The sequence below is a fragment of the Idiomarina sp. UBA3176 genome (assembly GCF_002364295.1).
In the GTDB taxonomy this organism is placed as follows: Bacteria; Pseudomonadota; Gammaproteobacteria; order Enterobacterales; family Alteromonadaceae; genus Idiomarina; species Idiomarina loihiensis.
Genome location: NZ_DEXU01000025.1, coordinates 34,594 through 50,028, shown reverse-complemented (window position 1 = coordinate 50,028; position 15,435 = coordinate 34,594). Strand labels below are relative to the sequence as shown.

The 15,435-nt window shown below is 45.7% G+C and carries 13 protein-coding genes; 9 read left to right on the top strand and 4 right to left on the bottom strand.

Going from position 1 to position 15,435, the window contains the following annotated elements; all coding sequences use genetic code 11:
* Positions 1 to 4 precede the first annotated feature (4 nt).
* The gene (locus tag B2U97_RS12485) at positions 5 to 1,594 is read left to right on the top strand and encodes an EAL domain-containing protein (RefSeq protein ID WP_286822967.1); all 1,590 of its coding nucleotides are present in this window, start codon (positions 5 to 7) and stop codon (positions 1,592 to 1,594) included.
* A gap of 54 nt (positions 1,595 to 1,648) precedes the next feature.
* Entirely contained in the window at positions 1,649 to 2,344 is a 696-nt protein-coding gene (locus tag B2U97_RS12480; RefSeq protein ID WP_286822966.1) for a 2OG-Fe(II) oxygenase, read from the top strand.
* A gap of 44 nt (positions 2,345 to 2,388) precedes the next feature.
* Here B2U97_RS12480 and B2U97_RS12475 read toward each other — a convergent pair whose 3' ends face one another.
* Positions 2,389 to 5,163, bottom strand: coding sequence for a M16 family metallopeptidase (locus B2U97_RS12475; RefSeq protein WP_286822965.1), 2,775 nt, complete (start codon positions 5,161 to 5,163; stop codon positions 2,389 to 2,391).
* A 215-nt stretch (positions 5,164 to 5,378) separates the two neighbouring features.
* On the opposite strand from B2U97_RS12475, the gene udk reads away from it, so the two are divergent.
* Positions 5,379 to 6,011, top strand: coding sequence for a uridine kinase (udk, locus tag B2U97_RS12470; protein WP_286822964.1), 633 nt, complete (start codon positions 5,379 to 5,381; stop codon positions 6,009 to 6,011).
* Between the two features lie 13 nt (positions 6,012 to 6,024).
* On the top strand, positions 6,025 to 7,233 hold the full coding sequence (locus B2U97_RS12465) for a NupC/NupG family nucleoside CNT transporter (RefSeq protein WP_034821333.1): 1,209 nt from the start codon (positions 6,025 to 6,027) through the stop codon (positions 7,231 to 7,233).
* A 38-nt stretch (positions 7,234 to 7,271) separates the two neighbouring features.
* Here B2U97_RS12465 and tesB read toward each other — a convergent pair whose 3' ends face one another.
* Positions 7,272 to 8,132 carry an acyl-CoA thioesterase II gene (gene tesB / locus B2U97_RS12460; RefSeq protein WP_286822963.1) on the bottom strand — a complete coding sequence of 287 codons (861 nt, stop codon included), beginning with the start codon at positions 8,130 to 8,132 and terminating at the stop codon, positions 7,272 to 7,274.
* Positions 8,133 to 8,390: 258 nt separating this feature from the next.
* On the opposite strand from tesB, the gene acnA reads away from it, so the two are divergent.
* Positions 8,391 to 11,060 (top strand): aconitate hydratase AcnA, encoded by a 2,670-nt coding sequence (acnA, locus tag B2U97_RS12455; RefSeq protein WP_286822962.1) that lies wholly within the window; start codon positions 8,391 to 8,393, stop codon positions 11,058 to 11,060.
* A 45-nt stretch (positions 11,061 to 11,105) separates the two neighbouring features.
* Here the strand turns inward: acnA and B2U97_RS12450 are convergent, their stop codons facing one another.
* Positions 11,106 to 11,813 (bottom strand): SDR family NAD(P)-dependent oxidoreductase, encoded by a 708-nt coding sequence (locus B2U97_RS12450; protein WP_286822961.1) that lies wholly within the window; start codon positions 11,811 to 11,813, stop codon positions 11,106 to 11,108.
* Complete coding sequence (folK, locus tag B2U97_RS12445) at positions 11,810 to 12,181, bottom strand: 2-amino-4-hydroxy-6-hydroxymethyldihydropteridine diphosphokinase (protein ID WP_286822960.1); 372 nt, start codon at positions 12,179 to 12,181, stop codon at positions 11,810 to 11,812. The genes B2U97_RS12450 and folK overlap by 4 nt, the downstream gene beginning before the upstream one ends.
* A gap of 145 nt (positions 12,182 to 12,326) precedes the next feature.
* Here folK and B2U97_RS12440 point away from each other — a divergent pair, with 145 nt between their 5' ends.
* From B2U97_RS12440 to B2U97_RS12425, 4 genes are read left to right on the top strand one after another with little or no spacing between them, the layout of a single operon-like run.
* A complete protein-coding gene (locus B2U97_RS12440) occupies positions 12,327 to 12,815 on the top strand; it encodes a hypothetical protein (RefSeq protein WP_286822959.1) in 489 nt (162 codons plus the stop codon).
* Positions 12,808 to 14,244 carry a sodium:solute symporter family protein gene (locus B2U97_RS12435; RefSeq protein WP_286822958.1) on the top strand — a complete coding sequence of 479 codons (1,437 nt, stop codon included), beginning with the start codon at positions 12,808 to 12,810 and terminating at the stop codon, positions 14,242 to 14,244. Before B2U97_RS12440 ends, B2U97_RS12435 begins: the two co-directional genes overlap by 8 nt.
* On the top strand, positions 14,231 to 14,353 hold the full coding sequence (locus B2U97_RS12430; RefSeq protein ID WP_255801631.1) for a hypothetical protein: 123 nt from the start codon (positions 14,231 to 14,233) through the stop codon (positions 14,351 to 14,353). Before B2U97_RS12435 ends, B2U97_RS12430 begins: the two co-directional genes overlap by 14 nt.
* Before the next feature lie 4 nt (positions 14,354 to 14,357).
* Complete coding sequence (locus tag B2U97_RS12425) at positions 14,358 to 15,425, top strand: aspartate/ornithine carbamoyltransferase family protein (protein WP_011234770.1); 1,068 nt, start codon at positions 14,358 to 14,360, stop codon at positions 15,423 to 15,425.
* Positions 15,426 to 15,435: the final 10 nt, after the last annotated feature.

Genomic DNA, 15,435 nt, shown 5'->3' with positions numbered 1-15,435 from the left:
ATTGATGCGTAATCCATTTTTATTAAAGCAGTATATAAATACGTTAGAGTCTGCTGCAATATGTGCACGCTTGTCGCCGGAGGGTAATATTCGCTGGATGAGTGAATCTCTGCATAAATTGCTAGGAGTTCACTATTTAAAGCGCACAACCGCATTTTCTGAGTTTCTCCACATTGATAGTCGCAACGATGTGACTGGTGAGATAAACCAAGCTGCCGCTAATGGTGAAGTCTGGAATGGCCGACTTTGCCTGACAAGTACCAACCGAAGACGCTGGTGTCGCTGTATTGCAATTCCCTTATACGAAACTGATGGCCTTTTAGCTGAGCAAATATTGTTGTTTCAGGATATCTCACGAGAGATTCATCTTGATGAATTACTGCAGGAAGCCCGCTATGATCAGGTAACCGCTCTTCCTACCCGAATTGACTTGCTCAACGACCTTAAGCAGGTAGGGGCTCAATGTCTTGCCGTACTGGATATCCGTAAATTTCGAAGTTACGCCGATTTCTACGGTTTAGAATTTGGTGATGCATTACTGCGTGAATTTAGTGACTGGGCTTCGGCATTTTTGAAAACCAAACACATCAATATTTATCGTTTGCATGGTGATAAATTTGCGTTAATTCCAGATTTCAGAATGATCCCCAGTTTATTCGAGAGACAATTGCTTAGCTTTTACAAGGCTTTGTCGTTACACAAACTCAAAGTGGAAAATAGTGATGTCACTCTGGATGTCGCAATAGGCATGGGTGTTGGGCGTAAAAAACAGTTACAGCTTGCGGAAAGTGCTTTGTCCAAAGCGAAAGCCATTTACTCCGGCTATAAAGTTGAAGTGGTTTACGAGCGTGAGTTGCTGGACGAGAATAAAGTGAACTGGCTTCCTAAAATTCAGTCAGCGCTGGTTGATCATCGGTTTGTAAACTATTACCAACCCATTCAAAGTACGAACAAAAATCAGCCCAGCTATTACGAGGCGCTAGTCCGGCTAAGAGATAACAATAAGGATTTAGTGCCGGGACTGTTTTTAGACGAGGCAAAGACAACACGTTATTACTGTGAAATTACCCGCTCTGTCATTGAACAGGCGGTGCTAACGTCCGAGCAATACCAAGTCGCAATATCTGTGAACGTCTCCATTGAAGATATTTTAAATGAAGAAACGGTCAGTTTTATTCATTATGTGCTGTCAGAGCATAAGAAAGCACAACTTATTTTCGAAATTACGGAAACCGAATCGACAGAGGATTTTACCAAGGTTCAGGCTTTTGCCAGAGATGTCAGACGTTTAGGTGGACAAATTGCGATAGATGATTTTGGTGTCGGTTATTCAAACTTCTCTCGCCTGATAAGTCTTCGTCCGGATTATTTGAAGATTGATGGCAGCATAGTGCAAAACGTATTACATGACCCGACAAGCGCCAGTATTCTGAATGGCCTGATCAGTATCTGTAAGGAATTACATATTCCTATCGTGGCTGAATTTGTTGAGAATAAGGAAGTAAATAGCTATTTGTGTGACCAACAAATTGAGTACTTACAAGGCTACTACATTGGTAAGCCGTCGCCGGAAGTCAATCGCGTATTGAATTAATTTTTTTAAATGCTATCTCGGCTAAACGTATAGCTATTGGAAAGAGTCATCTTTATGAACGATTTTATCGAAACCTATGATAATGCCTTACCCTACGAACTGTGCCAACAGTTGATTACGGTTTTCGAAAAGTCGCCGCATACCTTCCAGGGGCGCACCGGGGGTGGTGTTGATGTGAGTAAAAAGTCGAGTACGGACTTAGCATTGAACGCTCACCCGGAGTACCAGAAGCTGCTGCTAGAAATACAGCAGATCACAGCCCGACATGCGCTGGAGTATTTTAAAAAGTATCACTTTGCCTTGATAGCACCAGTCGCGCTAACGTTGCGGCATCCGGAAACTCAGCAGCCAGCCGCTTTAACACATGATAATTTTGATGAGATAGCGAAAGGCAATGAAATGGCAATTATGCAAAAGCTGTTTCGTGTCGGTGCAATACAAATGCAGCGTTATCGAAAAGGTGAAGGAAATTATAATTACTGGCACTGCGAAGCTTTTCCGCAGAAAGGTTCAACTGAACCATTGCATCGGGCTTTATTATTTATGTATTACTTAAATAATGTAGACGAAGGTGGCGAAACTGACTTTTATTATCAAGAACGGTCGTTAAAGCCACAAGCGGGTCAAATGGTTATAGCGCCAGCTTACTTTACTCACACGCATAGAGGCAGAATACCTGTATCAAATGATAAGTATATTTTAACCAGCTGGATCCTTCATAGTCGCGCAGAGCAATTATTTGGTGAGTAATGAGAGAGAAATTCCCCCAGTCAGAAAGACTGGGGGAGACGATGTTACTTCACGTCGCTTTCTTTTAGAATGGTCACTTCACCTAAATTCAGTGAACGTACTTTATCTTCAATTTCAGCCAGGTCACCAACGATAACCCAGGTCATAGCGTCAGGTTTAAGAACCTTGTCTGCATTATCCTGAATGTCGTCAAGCGTAATGGCGTTTATGCGTTGACCATAGTTTTCGAGGTACTCAACATCTTTGCCTTTATTAAAGGTGCTGACTAAACCGCTAAGCAAGCTGCCTTTGGTTTCGTAGGCGCCAGGTAATTTAGCCGTTTTATTGGCTTTTACTTTTGCCAGTTCGTCTTCGGTTGCAGGCTTGTCACCTTCGTACTGAGTAAACTCTTTAATAATTTCCTCAATCGACTCTTTGGTTTTATCCGTTTGAACCGGAGCAAGAGCAACGAGTAAACCAGGGCCTTCATTATCTAACCAGATAGAGCGTGCACCATATGACCAGCCTTTGTCTTCACGTAAGTTCATGTTCAGACGACTGGTGAAACTGCCACCAAGAATGGTGTTCATTACGTCAACAGTATCAGCATTATCGACTTGGCCAGAAGGGGCTAACTGACCCGCTATTATCACTGACTGAGGGTTTCCTGGCTTATCAATCAGGAACACGCGACTGGTTCCAGAAGCCATTGAAGCATCAAGTGTCTTTTCTGGCTTATCAGAAGCTGGTGCCTGCCAGCTGGCAAACTGCTCTTCCAATAAAGACTGAGCTTGTTCAACGTTGGTATCACCCACAATCACGAGTTTTGCGTTGTCCGGGCGTAACCAGGTTTGAGCATGCTGAATTAAGTCCTCACGAGTTAATGACTTAATGGATTCAGGTGTACCTGAGCCTGTTAATGGCTGGCTGTAGGCGTGTCCTTCGCCAAACATTAAGCCCGGCAATACGCGTAAAGCCTGAGTTTGAGGGCGAGCTTCTTCCTTGCGAATGCCTTCTATCCAATTTGAACGTTTGCGTTCAATTTCTTCTTCAGAAAAAGCCGGATTCTGCAGCACATCATTCATCAGTGCTAAGCTCTCGGCAAAGTTAACGCTGAGTGTGTCCATGTTAATGCGTGAGCTATCCAGACTAGCGGATGCGTTCAAGTTGGTTCCTAAAGACTCTAAACGCTCATTTAACTCTAGTGCGCTAAGGTTTTCAGTACCTTCTTTTAGCATCGACATGGTGTAACTGGCTGTACCCAGCTTACCGCCAACATCCGAGGCATAGCCGCTGTCGAACACCAGGCTCATTTCTACTGTTGGTGTGTCGCTGCGCTGAGCCAGGTAAACTTCTAAACCATTAGATAAGGTGAATGTTTTAACTTCAGGTAATTCCAGCTGAGGTAAGTCGCCGACATGAGGCAACTGTGAACGGTCAGCGTCGGTTTCCTGAGCTGCATAGTCAGGCTGTGGTACAACATTAAGAACGAAGTCGCCATCGCTCAGCCATTTTTCAGCGGCATTTTGCAGGTTGTTAACGGACGCTTCTTTAGTCCACTTCATTTCTTTTTCGTAAAAACCAGGGTCGTTATGGTAAACCGCTCCCGAAGCCAGAAGGTCTGACTTACCACCAAAACCTCCGACTTTTTCAGCGCGACGAACAAAGTCAGCTGTGGTGCTGAATTTGGTGCGTTGCAGTTCTGCAGCCGTTGGACCTTCCGTAATTAAGCGCTCAAGCTCTTCGTCGATAATTGTTTCAATTTGCTCAAGCTCAACACCGGGTTTGGCATCAGCTGTAATAAAAAATTGACCGGAGAGTTTACGACCATACTGGAAAGCACCGACAGAGCTGGCGATTTGCTCGTTGTATACTAAACGCTCGTATAGACGCGAGTTTTTACCGTTAGCCAGAATATCAGCCAACAAGTTCAGGTACTCAGAGTCAGCCGTTCCCATCTGTGCGGTATTCCATACCTTATAAACTCGCGGAGCCGGAACGCGGTCTTCCATAGTAGAGCGTTTTTGCTCGTCACGTTTAGCAACCCAGGCTTCCTGTTTTTGCAATGGTTTGCCAGGGCCTATATCAGCAAAGTACTTGGTCACTTTTTCTTTAGCGGTTTCAACATCAATGTCACCGGCTAAAACCAGGACAGCGTTGGCCGCGCCGTAGTAATCTTCAAACCATTGGTGCACGTCGTCCAGAGAGGCGGCGTTCAAGTCCTCCATTGAGCCAATAACAGACCATGAGTAAGGGTGTCCTTCGGGGAAGGTTTGTTCGGCGATATAACTCCAGGCCTTACCATAAGGCTGAGCTTCACCCTGACGTTTTTCGTTCTGTACAACGCCGCGCTGTTCGTCGAGCTTGTCCTGAGTTACAGCTCCTAACAGGTGACCCATACGATCAGATTCCATCCACAACGCCATGTCCAGTGCCGGCGTAGGAACGTTTTCAAAGTAGTTGGTACGGTCATTGTTGGTGGTGCCGTTCATTTCTGTTGCACCTGCGCGTTCAAAAGGACCGAAGTATTCGTCATCGTAGTTTTCGGTGCCGTTAAACATTAAGTGCTCAAATAAATGAGCAAAGCCCGTTTGGCCTGTCTTTTCGTCTTTAGAGCCAACGGCGTACCAAACGTTTACCGCAACAATCGGTGCTTTGCGATCTTCATGAACAACGACAGTTAAGCCGTTATCTAAAGTAAATGTCTCGTAGTTGACCTTTACTTCGGGAAATTGTGACTGGCTGACAGCCTGTCCGTTATCAGCCGATTGAGTTGTCTGACAACCGCCGAGTAACACCGTGGCTACGGCAACAGCGGTTAGAGTTTTCATCATTTTCATAGTGGTTCCTGGATTATTTTTTTATTTAGCAAACTTACTATACGAGAGGAGGCACTGATATGCATGCTTATGTTCAGGCTAAATTGTAACGAAATTAAACATATGGGAGATTATCGGCCAAAGTTATGACAATAAAGGTGTCAGTCAAGTCTTTTAATTACACAGACAATCAAGGATAATTGCGCGCGGTTTGCAGCAAATAGAAACGGAAGCTTGTGAGTAAAATAACAGTTATAGCGATAGCTGGCGCTTCAGCGTCGGGAAAAAGCCTGTTTGCCTCCACGGTGTATCAGGAGTTAGTGGCTGAATTAGGAACTGACGGCATTGCTATTCTGGCCGAAGACGCTTACTACCGTGACCAGAGTCATATGACCATGGAACAGCGGGTGTTAACTAACTATGATCAGCCTGCTGCTTTCGAACACGATTTGCTGATGCAGCATTTGCGGCAGTTAAAAGCCGGTGAAGCGGTCGATATGCCGCAGTACAGCCATACTACGCATACCCGTCTGGAAGAATCGATACGGGTTGCTCCGGCAAAAGTCGTAATGGTTGAAGGTATTTTGCTGTTAACCGATGAAAAATTACGTGAGCAGTTTGATATCTCGGTATTTATGGACACGCCTTTGGATATTTGTCTGCTGCGCCGTATCAAGCGCGATATTGAAGAGCGTGGACGTACGTTGCAGTCGGTTACTGAGCAATATGAGCAGTATGTTCGTCCCGCATTCTTTGACTTTATATTCCCGTCTAAGCAGTTTGCCGATCTCGTTGTCACTCGCGGTGGTCAGAACGAAATCGCCATTGATATTATAAAAACAAAAATACGTCAGTTGCTGGCGGAATAAAATTGGTTCTTCTATGAATAGTATTCTCGGCATTGCCGTCATCTTTATCGTTGCCTATTTAGTTTCAACGAATCGTAAAGCTATCCGCTGGCGAACGGTTATTGGAGCTTTTGCTATACAGGTTATTCTTGCAGGCTTTGTGCTTTATATTCCTATTGGGCGTGAACTGTTGTTTGGTTTTGCACAAGGAGTTTCCGCTGTAATTGGTTACACGCAGGCGGGTATCGACTTCTTGTTCGGTAATCTGGCATCTGAAGATTTTGGTTTTGTTTTTGCCATTCAAGTTCTGTCGGTCATTGTTTTCTTCTCCTCTCTCATCTCCGTTTTATATTACTTAGGCATTATGAAGTGGGTGATTCGCATTTTGGGCGGGGGCCTGCAAAAGCTCTTAGGTACCAGTCGCCCGGAATCCATGTCGGCGGCCGCCAATATTTTTGTCGGACAAACCGAAGCTCCCATGATGGTCAGGCCGTTTATCGGTACTATGACGCGCTCAGAACTGTTTGCCGTTATGGTAGGTGGTATGGCGTCGGTTTCCGGTTCGGTTTTAGCCGGTTACGCAGGTGTTGGCGTTGAGCTAAAATATCTGATTGCGGCAAGCTTCATGGCGGCCCCTGGTGGTTTCCTCATGGCAAAAATGATGATCCCCGAGTGCGAGAAGCCGCGTAACGATTTAGAAGAGGTGGAAGTAGAAGACAATTCCGCAAACGTGATTGATGCTGCGGCTACGGGCGCGTCCAGCGGTCTGCAATTGGCCATGAACGTGGGTGCTATGTTGTTAGCCTTCGTTGCGCTTATTGCATTGGTCAACGGTATTTTTGGCTGGGTTGGCGGTTGGTTTGGGTATTCTGAAATCACCTTACAGCAAATTTTTGGTTATGTATTTCAGCCTGTTGCCTATGTATTAGGGGTCAGCTGGGATGAGGCGAACCTGGCGGGAAGTTTTATTGGCCAGAAGCTGGTTATTAATGAATTCGTCGCCTACCTCGATTTTGTCAATTATAAAGATCAGTTAAGTGAAAACTCTCAAGTAATTATTACCTTTGTGCTGTGCGGGTTCGCGAACTTTTCATCTATTGCCATTTTGCTTGGCGGGTTAGGTGGTATGGCGCCCAGCAGACGCCATGACATTGCTCGTTTAGGTATGCGGGCTTTATTAGCAGCGACTTTGGCAAACATGATGAGTGCTGCAATTGCCGGTTTCTTTGTTTCTCTGACCTAATCAGCAAACGTCAACACGCCCTAATATCGGGATCGCGTTTAACCGCGGTCCCGGATAACACCTTCCTGAATTGTTGAGGCAACCAATACGCCGTCACGTGTGAATATTTGCCCGCGAACTAAACCACGTTGACCACTGGCTGAAGGGCTGTCTATTGCGTATAGCAGCCAGTCATCCATACGGAAATCGCGATGGAACCACATAGCATGATCAACGGTAGCAACCTGCATATGGGGTTGGGCAAAGCTGACACCATGAGGCTGTAGTGCCGTTGGTAAAAAGTTAAAGTCTGACGCATAAGCCAGTAGGTATTTGTGCACGCGCTGGTCGTCCGGCATGTTGCCGTTTGCTCTGAACCAGACATAACGGCGCGGTTCGTCTTTTTCAGGTTTAAATGGGTTGTAAGGGGTAACAAAGCGCATTTCTATGGGCTTGTCGCAAATGAATTTTTTGCGCAGCGGAGCCGGTATCAGCTCTTCGTGCTCACGATAAATGTCCAAGTCTGAAACTAAGCCTTCCGGACCAGGCACTTCAGGCATGGTGTCCTGGTGCTCAAAGCCTTCTTCCTGTTGCTGGAAAGACGCTGTCATGTAGAAAATGGGTTTACCATACTGTATGGCTTTGACTCTGCGTGCGGAAAAACTTCTACCGTCGCGTATGGTTTCAACGTCATAAACAATGGGTTTTTTGGCGTCGCCCGGACGTAAAAAGTAACTGTGAAACGAATGGCACACTCGTTCCTGAGGTAAGGTTTCTTTAGCGGCCGAAAGCGCCTGTCCAATAACCTGACCACCAAAAACAGCACCAAAGCCTAAATCCTGACTTTGTCCACGGTAAAGACCGTCCTCAATGCTTTCCAGGGTTAGCAGGTCGAGTAAATCATCGAGTACCTGACTCATCCATTATATCCTTATTTTATTCGCTAAGACTGATGTCTGATTGATCTTAAACACTTTTTACAGACTATGTAATATAAACACAATTTATAATAAAAATAGTTGCTTAACTGAGTACTTAACCAGCAGTTAATTGGCACAAACTTTTGATTTATGTTTTCATCAAAGCACACATTTGATGGCTGAAACGGTTCTGTTTGTCTATATTTAAGAGACCGTTTAGTTCACAACGACGCTTTGGAAGCGAATGGGAGAGAATCTATGTCAGGCAAAGACAGTCTGAAAACCTTAAGTTCGTTAGATGTTAAAGGGAAAACCTTTCATTATTATAGCCTGCCTAAAGCAGAGGAAGCCTTAGGAGACATTTCTAAACTTCCTGCTTCAATGAAGGTTTTACTTGAAAACCTATTGCGTAATGAAGATGGCGAAACCGTCACTAAAGACGATTTGCAAGCCATGGTCGACTGGTCGAAGAAGAAAAAAATTGACCGTGAAATTCAGTACCGCCCTGCGCGGGTTCTGATGCAGGACTTCACCGGTGTTCCGGGTATTGTCGATTTAGCGGCAATGCGTGACGCCGTGGCGAAAGCAGGCCATGACCCTGAAGTCATTAACCCATTGTCACCTGTCGACCTGGTTATTGATCACTCGGTAATGGTCGACAAATACGCAACCGAAGGTGCCTTTAAAGCAAACGTCCGCTTTGAGATGGAACGTAACAAAGAGCGTTATGAGTTCCTGAAATGGGGGCAGGGTGCCTTTGAAAACTTCCGCGTAGTACCGCCGGGTACCGGTATTTGTCACCAGGTGAACCTAGAGTATTTAGGTAAAAGTGTCTGGACGAAAGAAGAAGACGGCAAAACTTTTGCCTACCCTGACACTTTGGTTGGCACCGACTCGCACACCACCATGATCAACGGTATTGGCGTATTAGGCTGGGGCGTTGGCGGTATTGAAGCCGAAGCTGCAATGCTGGGTCAACCGGTTTCTATGTTAATACCGGAGGTTGTCGGCTTCCGTATGACTGGCGCACTGAAAGAAGGTGTAACCGCGACAGACTTGGTATTAACCGTTACTCAAATGCTGCGTGAAAAAGGCGTAGTAGGTAAATTTGTTGAGTTTTACGGTCCTGGTCTGGACAACTTACCATTAGCTGACCGCGCAACCATTTCAAACATGTCGCCGGAATATGGTGCAACCTGTGGTTTCTTCCCGGTTGATGACGAAACCCTGCGCTATTTCCGCCTGTCAGGCCGTGATGAAGAAACCATTGAGCTGGTTGAGAAATACTCTAAAGCACAGGGCTTGTGGCGCGATAATGACAACGAGCCGGAGTTCACTGACACGCTGGAGCTAGATTTAAGTACTGTAACGGCTTCATTGGCTGGTCCGAAACGTCCTCAGGACCGGGTGGATATGGAGCAGCTTGGCAGTAACTTCGACCTGATACTGGAAACTAACGGTAAATCGGGTGAGAAAGACAAAGAAGTACAAGTGAAAGGTAAGGATTACTCCTTGTCGCACGGTGATGTTGTCATCGCTGCTATAACCTCTTGTACCAATACGTCAAACCCAAGTGTCATGATGGCGGCTGGTTTGGTTGCTAAGAAAGCCGTAGAGAAAGGTCTGACACGTAAGCCCTGGGTTAAATCCTCGCTGGCGCCGGGCTCTAAAGTAGTTACCGACTACTTTGAAAAAGCCGGTTTAGATGAATACTTAGATAAGCTTGGCTTTAACTTAGTGGGCTACGGATGTACCACTTGTATCGGTAACTCCGGCCCGCTGGATGATGAAATAACACAGGCCATTAATGAAGGTGACCTGACAGTATCTTCTGTGTTGTCAGGAAACCGTAACTTTGAAGGCCGTGTGCATCCAGAAGTTAAGGCTAACTGGCTGGCGTCACCACCGCTAGTGGTTGCCTATGCGCTGTCGGGTACAACACGTACCGATTTGAGTAAAGATCCTTTAGGTAAAGACTCAGACGGTAATGATGTGTTCTTGAAAGATATTTGGCCTAGCAGTTCAGAAATTGCCGAGGCTGTGAAAATGGTTGATAACGAGATGTTCGGCAAAGAATATGGCGAAGTCTTTGAAGGTGATGAAGAATGGCAGTCAATTAGTGTTGCAGAAGGCAATACGTATAACTGGCAGGACGACTCTACCTACGTTAAGAACCCACCGTTCTTTGAAGGTATTGATAAGCCACTGCAAGCACCGAGCGACATTAAAGACGCCAACGTATTGGCGGTATTTGCTGATTCAATTACCACTGACCATATTTCACCGGCAGGCTCTATCAAACCGGACTCACCGGCAGGTAAGTATCTGCAGGAAAATGGCGTCGAAATTAAAGACTTTAACTCTTATGGTTCGCGTCGTGGTAACCACGAAGTCATGATGCGCGGTACCTTCGCTAATATTCGTATCAAAAACCAGATGCTGGATGATGTCGAAGGTGGTTACACCAAGTACATTCCAACTGGCGAGCAAATGGCCATTTACGATGCCGCCATGAAGTACATGGAAAATGATACGCCGTTGGTTGTATTAGCTGGTAAAGAGTACGGTACCGGTTCAAGCCGCGACTGGGCAGCAAAAGGTACAACGCTGTTAGGTGTTAAGGCCGTACTAGCTGAGAGCTATGAACGTATTCACCGTTCTAATCTGGTGGGTATGGGCGTTCTGCCGCTACAATTTGCTGAAGGTGAAGGTGTTAAAGAACACAAGCTGACCGGCGAAGAGCAGATATCGATTTTAGGTCTTGATGATAATCTCAAGCCTGGACAGATGCTGAAAGTTGTTGCTAAACGCAAAGACGGAAGCGAAGTTGAGTTTGAGGTTAAGTGCCGTATCGATACTGGTAATGAAATGAGCTACTACAAAAGTGGTGGTATCTTACATTACGTATTGCGCGGAATGCTTAAATAAGAGTCGCTATAGTGAATTAAAACCCGGCCATTGCGCCGGGTTTTTTTATATCATCAAGCCACGACCGCCGTCGACTTTAATGGATTCGCCCGTAATAAATGGGTTGTCACGTAAAAAGCGAACGGTTTCTATCATGGGCTCTAACCCCCCTTCAACCCGCAACGGTGTCTCATCCAGAACCTGCATACGATGTTCTTTATCGTGCTCTGGTAAAAATAGAATAGGACCTGGCTGAATGGCGTTGACTCTTACTGACGGCGCTAAGCTTTTAGCAAAAGCCTGGGTCATGTTGGCGAGTCCGGCTTTTGCTGCGCAATAAGCAATATAATCGGTAGACGGGCGGTCAGCGTATATGTCTGTAATATTAATAACCAGACCATTCTCTGAATGGCTTAATTGCCGTTGCAGACCGCTTATGAGCAGGTATGGCGCCATTCCGTGTACCTGGAATACCGCAGCTAATGCGTTGTTGTCGTTATCAACGGTCTCGTTGTCGAAAAAACAGGACGCGTTGTTAACCAATAGATCGACAGTTTCCGTAGCACTGCTAATAGTACGAACCATGGCCTGAATACTGTCTATGTTGGTGAAATCTGCTTGTACGCCCTGAGCACCTAGTGCTTCCAGCTCGTCAATACCGTCACGAGAGCTATTGTAGTGAGCAAATAATTGGTACCCCTCAGTCAGCAAGGCTTTGGCCAGTTCAAAACCAAAACGTCGTCCGGCGCCTGTAATAACTGCTGTTTTTTTCATGAGGTGAGTCCTAAATCTGGTAATAAAGAGGTTAAATATTCCGGTACCGGAGGCTTCTCTTCAAGCCGGCCCAGGATATCAATATCTATGGTGCGATCTTTAAAGCTTCTTTGCGGATCTGAACGGTCGCGGCCCATAGCTTCTTCAATAGCATTAAATTCTTGCTTTAGCTCATCCGCAGACATAGGTGTACGAATAATAAATAAAGCGTTCAGAAAGTCGTTGTTCGTGTCCATATCGACGGGTGAAGTCGGTATGTTTCGTGAAAAGCGTATATCGCCGGATAAAGCTTTAAGGGCCACTTGTGCCTGAGGAAAATGTGTTTCAGGCTCAATGTTTGAACCAAGACTGCATAAATACTTTTGCATTGAATGACTGACCACTAAACGTAAATAATATGTTGAACTGATTACGGGCTATAACAGTAAACAGATGACTATTTTAAACAGTTGAAATTAAAAAATTCTGCTGCTAGCCTGAGATTTCAACTAATGCTGATGAGCAGAAGTTTTAATGACAACGCAGAAAAACGGCTTTAACTATTGCTATATTTTGTTTGCTTTATGTTTGTTGGTAATGTTGCCAACAACCGCGCATGCGAGCTCGTTAAAACTGAGCGGGCCGGACTCTGTTGTAAAAGAAGGTTACTTCACCGTTTCTGTCAGTGCTCCGAATTTTGACGAGCTTAACAGAGTTACTATTGAAGTTGCCAGCAATTCAGAGTTTGCCAAGAGTACTCGTCAGTTTCCTACGCTAGGTGACTTCCAGGATATTTCACTTACCGGTTTTAGCAACGGCACTTACTATGTGCGCGCTCGAGCCGAAGGTCCTGATAACCAAATCTATACCAGCAATACTATTGAGATAACTGTGGAGCACTATCCGCTCTGGCAATCTCTGACCTTATTCTTCGTCGGCCTGGTTATTTTCATTACTCTGGTAGCCACCTTATTGCTGCTTCATCGGCAATGGATTCACTCCAGACAAGAGCGCCATGACTGAGTTCGCACTGGATACGAGTACCGGCATCACGATTATCGTCCTGTTTGGGGTGTTCTGGGTAGCCTTTGGTTATTGGCTGGGGCGGAAGAACCGCAGCCACGAGGACTTTGCTCTGGCAGGCCGAAATGTTGGTTTTGCTTTTGCCGCGGCAACAGCTATGGCAACCTGGGTGACCAGTAACACCACGCTGGTAGCTCCGCAGTTAACCTATCAATTCGGCATTTGGGGCATGATAGGGTATTCCTTTGCTGCTCTGGGCTTAGTGCTGTTTGCACCTATGGCTAAACGCATTAAGGAACTGCTTCCTAACGGTTATACATCGGGCGACTTTGTGCGTTTGCGTTATGGTAATCTGGCCTGGCTTGTCTTTATCATCATTTCTGTGGTTTATGCTTTTGGCTGGTTAATTAGTCTGGGTATGGCCGGTGGTATTTTGCTTGAGTCACTCAGTGGACTCGATTATCACATTGGCATGACCACCATACTGATAATTTGTGTCGGCTATACACTCTTTGGCGGAATGCGGGCGGTTATTGCCACCGACTTTATTCAGGCTTTAATTATCATTGTCGGTGTCAGTTTTATCGCGTACTGGATAATTGATAATGTTGGCCTGGAGAGCATCCACAGCAACCTGACAAGTGAGCATCCTCAGCTTTTGGATATGTTATTTCCGGCTGCCGTCATGTTTCTGTTTAATAATATCTTTTTCGGCCTTGGGGAAATCTTTCACTCGAACGTCTGGTGGTCACGGGCTTTGTCTTTTAAAAAGAATGTGGCCTACAAGGCGTATTTAACTGGTGGCTTATTGTGGTTGCCCATTCCTATTGTTACCGGGTTCATTGCGTTAGCAGCACCCCAGCTGGGAATTTTCCCGCCAAGCCCCGATATGATTGGTCCTACCGTTGCCGCTGCTGTATTAGGTAAAGCCGGAGCCATTATTGTTTTTATTGTTATTTTTTCTGCGTTGGCGTCCAGCCTGGACTCGCTACTGGCAGCGACTTCAGATTTAGTCACACAGGATATTTTCCATAAAAAACTGAAACCTAAAGCCAGCGACAAAACATTAATGCGCTTTAATCGCAGTTGTATCCTAGGCTTAGGAATCGTTACCTGGTTATTGTGCCTGCCGCGCGTTGCAACCTTAGGTGCTTTATTGAATTTTGCCGGAGCTTTTGTTGCCAGCACCATCTGGCCAATAGTACTGGGGCTGTATCATCGTCGGCTGACAGGAACATACGCGGCGTGCGCTATGGCGTTCGGTACGGCGTTTGGTATGCTGAGTTATTTTGTTGTCGGCTTCTATGTCGCTGCTTTGGTGTCATGTGCGGTTTCCGGTCTAATATGTCTAATAGGCATTTTACGCAGTCGCGAAGAGTTTGACTGGGACGGGCTAAATGAGAAGGAGCAGCCAAATGCTGATCAGTGAACTGGCTTTTGAGTGGTTAATTTCTCTGGCGCTAATAATGACTTGCTTAGCTCCGGTTTTGTTACTGGGGCTTTTTATTAAAGATTTTATTTCTAAAACCATATGGTAATTGTATGACTATAAAGGATGTCTCCTTTGAACGAGAGCGCCCCGATGTTTGCGGCGATGCTCATCCAAAGGCGTTATTAAAAGCAATTCAGGAAGATGGTGATTACTTGCTGAACTTGTCGAATCAGCATGTAGTGTCTGCTGATCAGTTTTCGCAGCTGGGCATGCTGCAACTGTTCCGGCTTGCTGCAAAGTACGAGGCTAATCCTCGTCGTTTTAGTACCTCATTACAGGGCAAAATTTTAATCAGCGCATTTTACGAGCCAAGTACTCGTACTCGTTTGTCCTTTGAAAGTGCCTGGCACCGTCTGGGCGGCGATATTATGTCAATTACGGATCGTTCTACTACCGGCATAGCCAAAGGCGAACGTTTAGCCGATGTGGCTGAAATGTTTAATAACTATGGTGATTGCGTGGTGTTGAGGGACAATAATGAAACCTCACTGGAAGAGATGATCGATTCGCTGCGCATTCCCATTATTAATGCGGGTAATGGTTCAGATGAACACCCGACTCAGGCGCTTACGGACATGTATGCACTGTTTAAATGGCGTCCCGATTTAGTCACGGACGAGGCCGATAAAGCGCCGATAAAAATTGGCATTATTGGTGTGCCAAATAAAATGCGCACCGTGCGTAGCTTTATTAAATGTTTAGTAAAGTTTCCAAAAGCAATTGATGAAATTGTCATTATTCATGACGAGGAATCGTCGACTCAGCTGTTTGGAAGTGAGCAACGAGAACAGATTGAGCAAGCCGGAATAAAGATTCGTACGACCCGGGATTTAGAGCAGGTACTACCAGAGCTCGACGTGGTTTATATCAACGCGATTTCGTGGGAAGGTGATACCTTTAGTACTTATGGCAGTGAGTTTCACTTAACGGCGCAGTCTCCGCTAAAAGACAGCGCTATTATTTTACACCCTTTAGCGCGCGGTGAAGAATTATCCGCCGATCTCGACCATACGCCTCATAACTGGTATTTCAGCCAGGCACGGGGTGCGGTGTTTTTACGTATGGCGCTACTGACCTGTATGGTACAGCGAGCTGAACGCGTCATTGATGTCGTCTGATACGAGGAAA

Excerpts from the sequence above, each read along its gene's own strand:
- folK (WP_286822960.1), bottom strand. The coding sequence starts at position 12,181 with ATGCAAAAGTATTTATGCAGTCTTGGTTCAAACATTGAGCCTGAAACA.
- B2U97_RS12450 (WP_286822961.1), bottom strand. The coding sequence starts at position 11,813 with ATGAAAAAAACAGCAGTTATTACAGGCGCCGGACGACGTTTTGGTTTT.
- B2U97_RS12435 (WP_286822958.1), top strand. The coding sequence starts at position 12,808 with ATGACTGAGTTCGCACTGGATACGAGTACCGGCATCACGATTATCGTC.
- acnA (WP_286822962.1), top strand. The coding sequence starts at position 8,391 with ATGTCAGGCAAAGACAGTCTGAAAACCTTAAGTTCGTTAGATGTTAAA.
- B2U97_RS12440 (WP_286822959.1), top strand. The coding sequence starts at position 12,327 with ATGACAACGCAGAAAAACGGCTTTAACTATTGCTATATTTTGTTTGCT.
- B2U97_RS12430 (WP_255801631.1), top strand. The coding sequence starts at position 14,231 with ATGCTGATCAGTGAACTGGCTTTTGAGTGGTTAATTTCTCTGGCGCTA.
- B2U97_RS12485 (WP_286822967.1), top strand. The coding sequence starts at position 5 with ATGCGTAATCCATTTTTATTAAAGCAGTATATAAATACGTTAGAGTCT.
- tesB (WP_286822963.1), bottom strand. The coding sequence starts at position 8,132 with ATGAGTCAGGTACTCGATGATTTACTCGACCTGCTAACCCTGGAAAGC.
- B2U97_RS12475 (WP_286822965.1), bottom strand. The coding sequence starts at position 5,163 with ATGAAAATGATGAAAACTCTAACCGCTGTTGCCGTAGCCACGGTGTTA.
- B2U97_RS12425 (WP_011234770.1), top strand. The coding sequence starts at position 14,358 with ATGACTATAAAGGATGTCTCCTTTGAACGAGAGCGCCCCGATGTTTGC.
- B2U97_RS12480 (WP_286822966.1), top strand. The coding sequence starts at position 1,649 with ATGAACGATTTTATCGAAACCTATGATAATGCCTTACCCTACGAACTG.
- B2U97_RS12465 (WP_034821333.1), top strand. The coding sequence starts at position 6,025 with ATGAATAGTATTCTCGGCATTGCCGTCATCTTTATCGTTGCCTATTTA.